Annotated in this window: 15 protein-coding genes; 10 read left to right on the top strand and 5 right to left on the bottom strand. The window is 76.9% G+C overall.

The window, feature by feature from the left end; genetic code table 11:
- On the top strand, positions 1-208 hold a 208-nt coding region (locus CCE01nite_RS21695), incomplete at its 5' end, for a hypothetical protein (RefSeq protein WP_218026438.1).
- A gap of 157 nt (positions 209-365) precedes the next feature.
- Positions 366-791 carry a hypothetical protein gene (locus tag CCE01nite_RS02400; RefSeq protein WP_211254515.1) on the top strand — a complete coding sequence of 142 codons (426 nt, stop codon included), beginning with the start codon at positions 366-368 and terminating at the stop codon, positions 789-791.
- A gap of 13 nt (positions 792-804) precedes the next feature.
- On the opposite strand, the gene CCE01nite_RS02405 is transcribed toward CCE01nite_RS02400, so the two are convergent.
- Positions 805-1455 carry a DedA family protein gene (locus CCE01nite_RS02405; protein WP_034625970.1) on the bottom strand — a complete coding sequence of 217 codons (651 nt, stop codon included), beginning with the start codon at positions 1453-1455 and terminating at the stop codon, positions 805-807.
- Between the two features lie 361 nt (positions 1456-1816).
- Here CCE01nite_RS02405 and CCE01nite_RS02410 point away from each other — a divergent pair, with 361 nt between their 5' ends.
- Positions 1817-2479 (top strand): HAD family hydrolase, encoded by a 663-nt coding sequence (locus tag CCE01nite_RS02410; RefSeq protein ID WP_170223929.1) that lies wholly within the window; start codon positions 1817-1819, stop codon positions 2477-2479.
- Positions 2480-2531: 52 nt separating this feature from the next.
- Here CCE01nite_RS02410 and CCE01nite_RS02415 read toward each other — a convergent pair whose 3' ends face one another.
- Together CCE01nite_RS02415 and CCE01nite_RS02420 are read right to left on the bottom strand one after the other, a co-directional pair.
- Positions 2532-2810 (bottom strand): hypothetical protein, encoded by a 279-nt coding sequence (locus tag CCE01nite_RS02415; RefSeq protein ID WP_141371937.1) that lies wholly within the window; start codon positions 2808-2810, stop codon positions 2532-2534.
- A gap of 130 nt (positions 2811-2940) precedes the next feature.
- Positions 2941-3426: an acyl-CoA thioesterase gene (locus CCE01nite_RS02420; protein ID WP_246056296.1), complete on the bottom strand. Its 486-nt coding sequence runs from the start codon at positions 3424-3426 to the stop codon at positions 2941-2943.
- A gap of 86 nt (positions 3427-3512) precedes the next feature.
- On the opposite strand from CCE01nite_RS02420, the gene CCE01nite_RS02425 reads away from it, so the two are divergent.
- The 6 genes from CCE01nite_RS02425 to CCE01nite_RS02445 all read left to right on the top strand — a co-directional run bounded on the left by CCE01nite_RS02425 (position 3513) and on the right by CCE01nite_RS02445 (position 8161).
- Complete coding sequence (locus tag CCE01nite_RS02425) at positions 3513-4109, top strand: DUF6434 domain-containing protein (protein WP_052103562.1); 597 nt, start codon at positions 3513-3515, stop codon at positions 4107-4109.
- A gap of 101 nt (positions 4110-4210) precedes the next feature.
- Positions 4211-4525, top strand: a complete 315-nt coding sequence (locus tag CCE01nite_RS02430; protein ID WP_034625978.1) for an ArsR/SmtB family transcription factor — start codon at positions 4211-4213, stop codon at positions 4523-4525.
- Positions 4526-4651: 126 nt separating this feature from the next.
- Entirely contained in the window at positions 4652-5035 is a 384-nt protein-coding gene (locus CCE01nite_RS02435; RefSeq protein ID WP_034625981.1) for a VOC family protein, read from the top strand.
- Between the two features lie 206 nt (positions 5036-5241).
- On the top strand, positions 5242-6237 hold the full coding sequence (locus tag CCE01nite_RS02440; protein ID WP_084142484.1) for a cutinase family protein: 996 nt from the start codon (positions 5242-5244) through the stop codon (positions 6235-6237).
- Between the two features lie 548 nt (positions 6238-6785).
- Positions 6786-6950 carry a hypothetical protein gene (locus CCE01nite_RS21135; protein ID WP_169743979.1) on the top strand — a complete coding sequence of 55 codons (165 nt, stop codon included), beginning with the start codon at positions 6786-6788 and terminating at the stop codon, positions 6948-6950.
- Positions 6950-8161, top strand: coding sequence for a YeiH family protein (locus CCE01nite_RS02445; RefSeq protein WP_084142485.1), 1212 nt, complete (start codon positions 6950-6952; stop codon positions 8159-8161). The genes CCE01nite_RS21135 and CCE01nite_RS02445 overlap by 1 nt, the downstream gene beginning before the upstream one ends.
- A 113-nt stretch (positions 8162-8274) precedes the next feature.
- Here the strand turns inward: CCE01nite_RS02445 and CCE01nite_RS02450 are convergent, their stop codons facing one another.
- Both CCE01nite_RS02450 and CCE01nite_RS02455 read right to left on the bottom strand, forming a co-directional pair.
- On the bottom strand, positions 8275-8715 hold the full coding sequence (locus tag CCE01nite_RS02450) for a hypothetical protein (RefSeq protein WP_141371938.1): 441 nt from the start codon (positions 8713-8715) through the stop codon (positions 8275-8277).
- A 214-nt stretch (positions 8716-8929) separates the two neighbouring features.
- Positions 8930-9640, bottom strand: coding sequence for an SDR family NAD(P)-dependent oxidoreductase (locus CCE01nite_RS02455; RefSeq protein ID WP_034625984.1), 711 nt, complete (start codon positions 9638-9640; stop codon positions 8930-8932).
- A 45-nt stretch (positions 9641-9685) separates the two neighbouring features.
- On the opposite strand from CCE01nite_RS02455, the gene CCE01nite_RS02460 reads away from it, so the two are divergent.
- A partial coding sequence (locus CCE01nite_RS02460) for a MarR family transcriptional regulator (protein ID WP_141371939.1) occupies positions 9686-10075 on the top strand: 390 nt, incomplete at its 3' end.

A 10075-nucleotide genomic window follows, 5' to 3' on the forward strand; every position in this document is an offset into this window, starting at 1 on the left:
CCCGCCGCACCCACGACCGGCCCGTTCGCGGGGGCACGACGGCGGCGGGTCGTGGGGCGGCGACGGGGGCGGGTACGGCTCGGACGGGCACCGGGGTGGCGACCACGACGGCTCCGGGTGGGGCGGGAACGACGGCGGGTCGGGCTGGGGCGGCGGGGGCGACAGCGGTGGCGGCGACGGGGGTGGCGGTGGTGGGGGCGGCGACTGAGGGCGCCGGGGGCCCGTCGCGGGGCGGCGCCGGGCCGGTGCCGAGCACGTCGTGACGGGCGCGACGCTGCGCCCCCGCCTCGCGGACGCACCCGGACGGCGACACCCTGCCCCGGCCGGCTTCATTCGTCGCGCACGTCCGGGGACGGCCCCTGCCCGTGGACGTGCCCGTCCCGCTGCTCGCCGGGCTCGAGAGCCGGTGGCTCACGACCCTGGGGCCCGGGTCGGCGCTGCACCACGGTGACCTGCGGCGCGACAACGTCCTGCGCGAGCCCGGCGGGCGGCTGCGGGTCGTCGACTGGACACACCTGTGGACCTCGCCCGGGTGGCTCGACCTCGTCCGGCTCGGCGCCGACGTCGCCGCGTGCGGCCACGACCCCGAACGGCTCCTGCGGCGCTCGTGCTGGGCCGACGCCCCGGGCGACGCGGTCGACGTCGTGCTCGCGGGGCTGGCCGGGCGGGCCTGGCGCGAGGGGCACCTGCCGGAGCTGCCCGGGGTGCCCGGCCTGCGGCGCATGCAGCGCGAGCAGGGCCTGCACGGGCTGCGCTGGCTCGAGGCCCGGCTGGCGGCGCGGCGGGCGTGACGCGCGCGCCGTTTCAGCGCGCCGGGGCGCCCTCGCGCGCGCGGCGGCGCAGGCGCTTGCGCACGAACACCCCGATCGCGACCGCGAACGCCGCGTAGATCGCGTAGTTGATGTAGTCGCTGTACTCCCCGATGCGGGTCCAGCGGCTGCCCAGCGCGTAGCCGAGCGAGACGAGCACGCCGTTGTAGACCGCGCTGCCGAGGGTCGTGTACGCGAGGAAGCGCGCGAGCGGCATGTGCTCGACGCCCGCCGGGATCGACACGAGGCTGCGCACGACCGGCACGCACCGCCCGACCAGCACCGCGGAGCCGCCGTGGCGGTCGAACCAGTCCTCGGCGCGCTGGACGTCGCGCGGCTCGACGAGCGGCAGCCGGTCCGCGATGCGCTGGAGCCGGTCGGAGCCCAGCCGCTTGCCTGCCCAGTACAGGACGAGCGCCCCGACGACCGAGCCGGCCGTCGCTCCGACGACCGCGAGCGCGAGCGACATCCGGCCCTGCCCGGCGAGCAGGCCCGCGACGGGGAGCACGACCTCGCTGGGGATGGGCGGGAACACGGTCTCGAGGACGACGAGGACGCCGACCCCCACCGGGCCGAGCAGCTCGACGGTGGAGACGGCCCACCCGGCGAGGCCCGTGAGCTGGGACGGGTCGGCTTGGCTCAGCACCCGTCCAGCAGAACACGAGGCGCGGGCGTGGGCACCCGGAGCGGCGCCGGCCCCGCAGCGGCCCGGCAGCGGCCCCCCGTCGCCGCACACCGTCCCGCACGCCGTCGCCGCACGCCGGGGGTCGCCGGTGTTGCGGGCGTGTGAGCGCACCTCCCGCCACGTGAAACCCGCGTGAACTCCGGCCGCGGAGCCTTGTGGTCGGCCCGCGCGCGCGAGGACGCTGGACGTGGAACGCCCACCCCCTCCGAGCACCTCCGGCACGAGGGAGCACCGTGACGACCCACCCCGCACCGCCGCCGTCGCCGGCCGCCGGGCCGTCGTGCGCCCGGCGCCCCGGCGCGTCCAGCCGAGGAGCACGCCGGTGAACCTGCCCGCGGCGGTGCTGCTCGACCTCGACGGGACGCTGGTCGACTCCGAGCCGCTGTGGTCGACCGCCGCCGCCGACCACGCGCGCCTGCACGGGTGCTCGTGGAGCGCGGTCGACGCCGCGGGGATCGCCGGGCTGCCGGCGCCGGCCGTCGCGGCGCTGCTGCACCAGCGGGGGGTGCCGCTCGCCGCCGAGCGCATCGCCGAGCTGCTGCACGAGGAGGTCGGCCTCGGGCTCGCGCTCGAGCTGCCGTGGCGCGCCGGGGCGCTCGACCTGCTGACCCTGCTGCGCTGGTCCGAGGTGCCGAGCGCGCTGGTCTCGACGAGCAGGCGCGGGCTCGCGGAGCTCGTTGCGCGCGCCACGCCCGCCGGGACGCTGCGCGCCCTCGTCTCGGCGGACGACGTGCGCCGGCTCGCGCCGCACCCCGAGGCGTACCTCGTGGCGGCCGACGCGCTCGGCGTCGACCCGGCGCGCTGCCTCGTCGTCGAGGACTCGGCGAGCGGCGTCGCGGCGGCGCTCGCCGCCGGGACGCTGGTGTTCGCGGTGGACCCGACGCTCGACCTGCCGCAGCGGCTCTCCGCGCACCCGCGGCTCGTGCGGGTCGACGGCCTCGTGCCCGTGGTCGAGCTGCTGAGCTCGCTGCTCGCGCGCGGCTGAGGCTCCCGCGAGCCGAGCCGAGCCGAGCCGAGCCGCGGAGCGGAGCGGAGCGTCAGACGGTCTCGGCGCAGAACCCGCCCGCGTCGCTCGGCGTGACGCGCCACGTGCGGACGTCCTTGCCGCCGCCGTCGTCGTCGCTCTTCTCGTGCAGCCGGACGACGCCGTCGCGCACCGCGGCGTCCCCGCGCACGACGTGGCGGCCGGTGCTGCCCTCGACGGTGAGGGTGACGCTCCCGACGAAGTCGTCGACGGTCCGCGGGGTGCGCCCGTCGACGTCGAGCACCGCGTACGGGACGCCCGAGACGACCGGGGCGGGCGGGGAGTAGGTCATCGGGGCACGCACCTTCGGGTCGGCCGGTGAGGGCCCCAGCATGCGCCCCGCCGGACCGTGGGGGAACACCCTCGACGTATCGGGTTCGTGACGTTCCGGTGACGTGGGCGGGGCCCGACGACGCGCCCGCTCACCACCCGCGCAGCGCGGGCCCGTCCTCGCGGTAGGTCTCGAACAGCGCGCGCTCCCCCTCGGTGAACGGGCGCGCGGTGTGGGACGCGTGGTCGAGCTGCACCATGCGCGAGCGCGCACGCAGGTAGACGGTCCCGGGGTCGGCCACGTCGACGATCTCGTACGCGAAGTCGACCGAGGACGTGCCGATGCGCGGGACCCACACCTCGACGGCGAACGGCGCCGGGCGGAACGTCAGCGGCGCGATGTAGTCGATCTCGTGCTTGACGACCACGAGCAGCGACGCGGTGAGCGCACCGTGCTCGTCGACCCCCATGACGGGGAACAGCGTGAAGCGCGCGTCGTCGAGGTAGCGCAGGTAGGCGGCGTTGTTGACGTGGCCGAAGAGGTCGACGTCCGACCAGCGGACCTGCATGACGACGCGGCCGCGGTGCGGACGCTCGGAGGGTTCGGGGGACGGCTCCCCGGTCAGCTCGTGAGGCACCGCGTCACCCTAGCCGCGGGCGGTGCCCCGCCCGGTCCGCGGGCCGGTGTGGGAGGTGTGTGGGTGCCGGCCGCCAGGATCGGACCATGAGCGCCCGCCCCGACCTCACGCCCGCCCTCTCCGGCGAGGAGCTGCAGCGCTGGTACTGGCTGCGGGAGGAGCTGGCCGGGCTCGCGCGCACCCTCGGCGTGCGCGCGTCGGGCAGCAAGCAGGAGCTCACGGGGCGTCTCGTGGCGGCGCTCGACGGGCACGTGGCACCGGCCCCGTCCGCGGGGCGTGCGGCTCGACGTCCGACCCCGCGCCCGTTGACGCAGCCGCTGAGCGACGCGACCGAGCTGCCGCTGGGTCAGCGCTGCAGCCAGGAGCTGCGGGGCTACCTGGCGGCTCGGATCGGGCCGGGCTTCCGGTTCGACGCGCACCTGCGCGAGCTCATCGGCTCGCGGGCCGGCCTGACTCTCGGGGAGGTCGTCGCCCACTGGCACGCGACGCGGGACTCGCCGCTGCAGGAGATCGGCGCGCAGTTCGAGCTGAACCGCTTCCTGCGAGCGTGGCACGCCGCCCACCCGGGGCGGTCGCACGCCGAGGCGCTCGACGCCTGGCGCGCGTACCGGGCGCTGCCGGTGGACGCCCGCGCGTCCGGCGCGAGCGGGGCAGCCGGGCCGGAGGCGACCGTCGACGGCTGAGCGGCGTCGCCACGCACCCGGGGCACAGCGCCGGTGCGCACCCGCGCTGCGCTGCGCGGACGGGCTTGTCAGGCAAGTCTGCGCTTGCCTATTGTGGAGGCATGGCCGACGAGGTGTACCGGGCGCTCGCGGACCCGACGCGGCGCGCGATCCTCGACGAGCTCGTCGACCGCGACGGGCAGTCGCTGTTCGAGATCTGCACCCGGCTCACGATGAAGCACGGGCTCGGGTCGACGCGGCAGGCCGTCTCGCAGCACCTCGACGTGCTCGAGCAGGCCGGCCTCGTCACCGTGCGCCGCGACGGCCGGTACAAGTTCCACCACCTCGACACGCGCCCGCTCGCGCAGATCGCCGAGCGGTGGCCGCAGCCCGAGGGCACGCCCGAGCCGCCGCCCGCGGGCACGTCCGACGCCTGACTCCGCACCACCCGGCACCGCCGGCGCACCCGCACGACCGACGCCCGCTCCACCGACGCTCGCCCCTCCGACGCCCGCTCCACCGATGCCCGCTCCACCCGCGCACCGCCACCGAGAGGACCGACCATGCCCCGGATCCAGTTCAGCAGCATCTACGTCGACGACCAGCAGCAGGGCCTCGACTTCTACACCGACGTGCTCGGGTTCATCGTCAAGAACGACATCCCGATGGGCCAGTTCCGCTGGATCACGCTGGTCTCCGCCGACGACCCCAACGGCCCGGAGCTCGTCCTCGAGCCGGCCGCGCACCCCGCGGTGCCGCCGTACCGGTCGGCGCTCGTGGCCGACGGCATCCCGATGACGGCGTTCGCGGTCGAGGACGTGCAGGCGACCTACGAGCGGCTCGTCGCCGCCGGGGTGCGCTTCGTGCAGGAGCCCGTGCAGATGGGTCCCGTGACCACCGCGGTGCTCGACGACACGTGCGGGAACCTCATCCAGCTCGCCGGCTGACGCGTGCGTGGGTGGCGCTCGGCAGGCACGGGCGCCACCCGATCGGCGGTCCTCCGTGCGGGGGACGGGACGCGCCGACCCTTGTCCGGTTTGTCCGCGCTCTCCTACGGTCCCCGTGGCCGGGTGGTGCCGGTCACACCTCGTGGCACCGTCCGGGACGTGTGAGCGATCACCCGGTCGGACCTGTCCCCCGACGAGGAGAACTCGTGCACCAGCTCACGCCGCCCGCAGCACCGTCCCGCCCCCGCGCCGCCCGCCGTCCCCGACGGCTGCTCGCCGCCGCCCTCGCCCTCGCGGCGACGTCCGGCGCCCTCTCCACGCTCGCCGCCCCCACCGCGGTCGCGGCGCCGGCCTGCGCGGACGTCGAGGTGCTGTTCGCGCGCGGCACGGGCGAGGCGCCCGGCCTCGGCGTCCTCGGCACGCCGTTCGTGCGGTCGGTCACGAGCGCCCTGAGCGACCGGACCGTCACCTCGTACGCGGTGAACTACGCCGCGGAGTCGTCCCAGCGCAGCGCCGGCCCCGGCGCCACCGACCTCACGAACCACCTCACCGCGACGGCCGCCGCGTGCCCCGGGACGCGATTCGTGCTCGGCGGCTACTCGCAGGGCGCCACGGTCGTCGACCTCGCGCTCGGCATCCGCACCGGCACGACGACGGGCACCGCGATCCCCGCGGCGCTCGAGCCGCGCGTCGCCGCGATCGTGGTGTTCGGCAACCCCCTGGGCATCAGCGGGCGCACCATCGCGACCGCGAGCCCGACGTACGCCGCCCGGGCGCGCGACTTCTGCGCGACGGGCGACCCGGTGTGCGGTGGCGGCTCGTCGTTCGCCGCGCACCTCGCGTACCGCACCAACGGCGACGTGACGGCGGGGGCCGACTTCGCGGCCGGCCTCGCGCGCGCGACGACCGTCCCGGTCCCGACGCCAACCGTCCCCGGCACGCCGACGCCGTCCCCCACGGCACCCGGCACCCCGACCCCGGTGCCGACGACGAGCCCCACGCCCGCGCCGTCCCCCACGGCCCCGGGTGCGGCCTGCGTACGGGCCAGCACGCGCGCGCACGTCGAGGCCGGCCGTGCGGAGCGGCGCCACGGCATCGCGTACGCGACCGGCAGCGGCGACCGGATCGGCTGGGTGAGCAGCTTCGTGCGGGTGTCCGTGCAGCAGACCGCCGACGGCTGGGAGCGCGTGCTGTCCTGCTGACCGGCGGGGGTCGCCGCTGAGGCCCACCACTGAGGGACGACGAGGGCCGTGGCGCCGAGGTGCGCCGCGGTCCTCGTCGTGCGTCCGGGCACCGACGTCCGGCGGCTCGCCCCGAGCCGCGCGTCCGGACCGGCGGCGGGGGCCGAAGCTGGTCGCACCGCACGTGCCGAGCGCGAGGGGCCGGGTCGCGTGCCTGCCCCTCCCCGTCCCGGCGCCGCCGCGTCTCACGAGCGTCCACGATCCGGACATCTGTGGCGGACGGGGCGGGTGCGGAGCACGATCCCTCGCGTGACCTCCCGGCCGACCGCACCCCGCAGCGCCCCGCGCGCCGCCGGGTTCGCGCGCGCCTGTACCTGTCGCTAGCCGGGAGGCTCCGCGGTCCCTCCGGACCGGCCCGCCCACCACGGGCGCGCTCGACCCGGACCGACCCTGCCGTCGCGCGTCGCGGCACCCTGACCGCCCCTCCCGGCGCCCGTCCACCCCTCGCGAGCCACCGCTCGCCCGCGCAGCTGCGCACCGGACACCCGCCCCAGGTCAGGAGAGCCCGCATGGCCACCCCGCACACCCCCAGCCCCGCCGATCCCACCGGCACCGCGTCGCCCGAGGAGGCGCGCCGCTTCCACCTCAACGAGGACTGGGCGGCGACGGTCGTCGGCCTCGTCCTGCTCGGCCTCGTCCTCACCGGCGTCCTCGGCGCCGACGTGGTGCCGTGATGAGCGCCACGACCCGCCCCGGCACGGGGCCCGACCGGCCCGGCACGCCGTCCGACGACCGGCCCGACCCGACCGCGCCGGCCGCCACGACCGACGGCACCGACCGCACCGCGGACGCCGAGGCGGCGGACCGCCCCACGCCCGCGGCGGTCGTCGGCGGGCTCGTGCTCGTCGTCGCGCTCGCGGCGCTCACGCGCTACCTCGAGCAGAACGTCCCGGTGTGGACCGAGGGCACGCCGCTCGGCGGCGTCGCGAAGTCCGTCGAGTTCCCGGTCTACGCGATCGCCCTCGGCCTGCTCGGCAACGCCGCGCTGCTCGCGCTCAACCTGCGTGACCGCCTCGCCGCGGCGTTCCGCACCGAGCTGTTCATCAAGACCGGCGTCGTGCTGCTCGGCGCGTCGGTCAACCTCAGCCTCATCGTCTCGGCGGCGCTCCCGGCGATCGCCCAGGCGCTGCTGCTCATCACGTCGGTGTTCCTGTTCACGTGGTGGATCGGCGGGCGCGCGGGGCTCGACGACAAGCTGCGCGCGCTGCTGGCCTCGGCCGTCTCGATCTGCGGCGTGAGCGCGGCGATCTCGGCGGCCGGCGCGGTGCAGGCCAAGCGCGAGCAGCTCGCGTACGCGGCGAGCCTCGTGATCGTCTTCGCGCTGCCGTCGATCTTCCTGCTCCCGTGGCTCGCGGGGCTGCTCGACCTGTCCCCCGCCGTGACCGGCGCCTGGATCGGCGGCAACATCGACACGACGGCCGCCGTGGCCGCTGCCGGGTCGATCGCCGGCGAGGACGTCCTCGCGCTCGCGACGATCGTGAAGTCGACGCAGAACGCGCTCATCGGCGTCGTCGCGATCGCGCTCACCGCGTACTTCGCGTTCAAGGTCGAGCGGCGGCCCGACGCGCAGGCGCCCGGCGTCGGCGAGATCTGGCGCCGGTTCCCGAAGTTCGTGCTCGGCTTCCTCGCGGCGTCGGTCATCGCGACCGTCTACCTCGCGCAGGTCGGCACGGACGTCGGCAAGCCGGTCATCGCGGTCGCGAACGACCTGCGGACGCTGTTCTTCATCCTCGCGTTCGTGAGCATCGGCCTGGAGTTCCGGGCGAAGGCGCTCAAGGACGCCGGCTGGCGGCCCGTCGGGGTCTTCGCGGCGGCGACCGCGTTCAACCTCGTCGCGGGGCTCGCGTTCGCGAGCGTGCTGTTCCGGGGCTTCGAGCTGGGCTGAGCCGGGTGCGGCGGCTGCGCGCGGCCGTCCCGTCACCGTGCACGACGAGGGCCACGGGCCCGGGGAGTCCCCGGGCCCGTGGCCCGACGTCACTCCCGCACCGTGCCTGCCGGCTAGTCCTCGTCGTCGACGGGGCGCGGCAGCGCGAGCCCGAAGATGCGGGTCGGCGGGGCCGAGAGCCGGTCGGACCCGGGCTCGGGCGCCGGGGCGCCGGCCGGTGGGTGCGCGCCGACCCACAGGCGCCACACGTCGCCGTCGCGGTACACCTGCCCGGGGCAGACCAGACGGTCCTTGCCCGCCCGGTTGAGCTGGCCGCGCAGGTCCGCCTCGTGCGCGGGCGGCACGAAGCCGACGACGACGTTGCGCCAGACCAGCACGACGCGCCCGCCCTTGCCCGGCTCGAGCAGCAGCTCGGCGGGCACGGGCGCGCGCACCGCACGCTCGTGCCCGGTGAGAGCGGCCTGGAACGACGTCTGGAGCGCGACGGCCTCGCCCGCGACGAACCCGTCGCCCACCTCCGCGGGCACCTCGGCGTGCCGACCGAACAGCCTCATGGGGTCAGCGTGGCACGGCCCGGCGCTCGTGCGCGACGACCCGGGGTCGTCACGTCGCGCCCGGGTCGCGGCTCCTGGGCTGCCGCCCGCCGGACTCAGTCGGTCAGCCGCACGTCGACGGCGGAGCCGTCCGGGACGTCGGCGGGCTGCCGGGCCAGGTCGCCCGGTCGGGGGGACGTGCCCGACGAGGGCGGCGCACGACCCCGGCGCGGCCTCAGCGGGTCGTGTGCGCTCCCCCGTCGAGGTGCAGCGTCTGCCCGGTGATGTGCCGCGCGCCCGGCGAGAGCAGGAACTCGACGAGCGCGACGACGTCGTCGAGCCGGCCGGTGCGCCCGTCGAGCGTCTGGCGGCGCAGAGCCTCGACCCGCTCCTCGCCGATGCGCCCGCGGAAGAACTCGGTCCCGGCGACGTACCCGGGGGCGACGCAGTTGACCGTGATCCCGCGCGGGCCCAGGCGGGCGGCGAGCCCGACCGCGAGCGAGGCGACCGCCGCCTTGGCCGGGCCGTAGTACCCGACGCCGCGCTCCGCCGCGATCGAGCCGAAGAGCACGACCGAGGCGTCGTCCGCGAGGTGCGGCTCGAGCCCCGCGACCATGAGCGCCGCGCTGCGGACGTTGCCGGCCATCGTCTCGTCGACGAGCGCGGCGACCTCCGCGAGCCCCTGGGGCTCGGGCCGGCCGATCGCCGGGTTGCCGCCCGCGCACAGCACGAGCCCGGTCACCGGCTCCTCCACGCCGGCCGCGAGCCGGGCGACGTCGTCGGGGTCGGCGTTGTCGCACACCACGGTCCGCACCCCGGTCTCGCGCGCGAGCTCCTCGAGGAGGTGCTCCCGGCGTGCGGCGACGAGGACGCGCTCGCCCCGGACGGCGAGCCGGGCCGCCACCGCACGCCCGATGCCCGCGCTGCCTCCACCGATGACGATCACGTGCGCCTCCCACGGTTTGTTTAGACCTAAACGTACACTCAGCCCATGACGGCACCACAGGGCCCCCGGACGGACGAGGAGTCCCCGACCGCGAGCCGCGAGCACGCCGCCGAGGACGCCCCGCGCGACCGCACGCGCGACATCGAGGACGCCTGGCGCCGCGAGCGCCCGGACCTCGACCCCGCCTCGGTGCGCGTCGTGACCCGCGTCTGGCACCTGGCCGCGCTGTTCAGCGCCGACCGGCGCCGCCTGCTCGACGCCCGCGGCCTCGACTCCGCGCTGCTCGACCTGCTGGGCACGCTCCGGCGGGCCGGCTCGCCCTACGCGCTCTCGACGCGTGAGCTCGCCGAGCGCTCGCGCGTGACGCCCGCGGCCATCTCGCAGCGGCTCACGCGCGCGGAGCGCCGCGGCTGGGTCACGCGCGAGCCGGCGGGG

This window comes from Cellulomonas cellasea, from assembly GCF_006538745.1.
GTDB lineage: Bacteria > Actinomycetota > Actinomycetes > Actinomycetales > Cellulomonadaceae > Cellulomonas_A > Cellulomonas_A cellasea.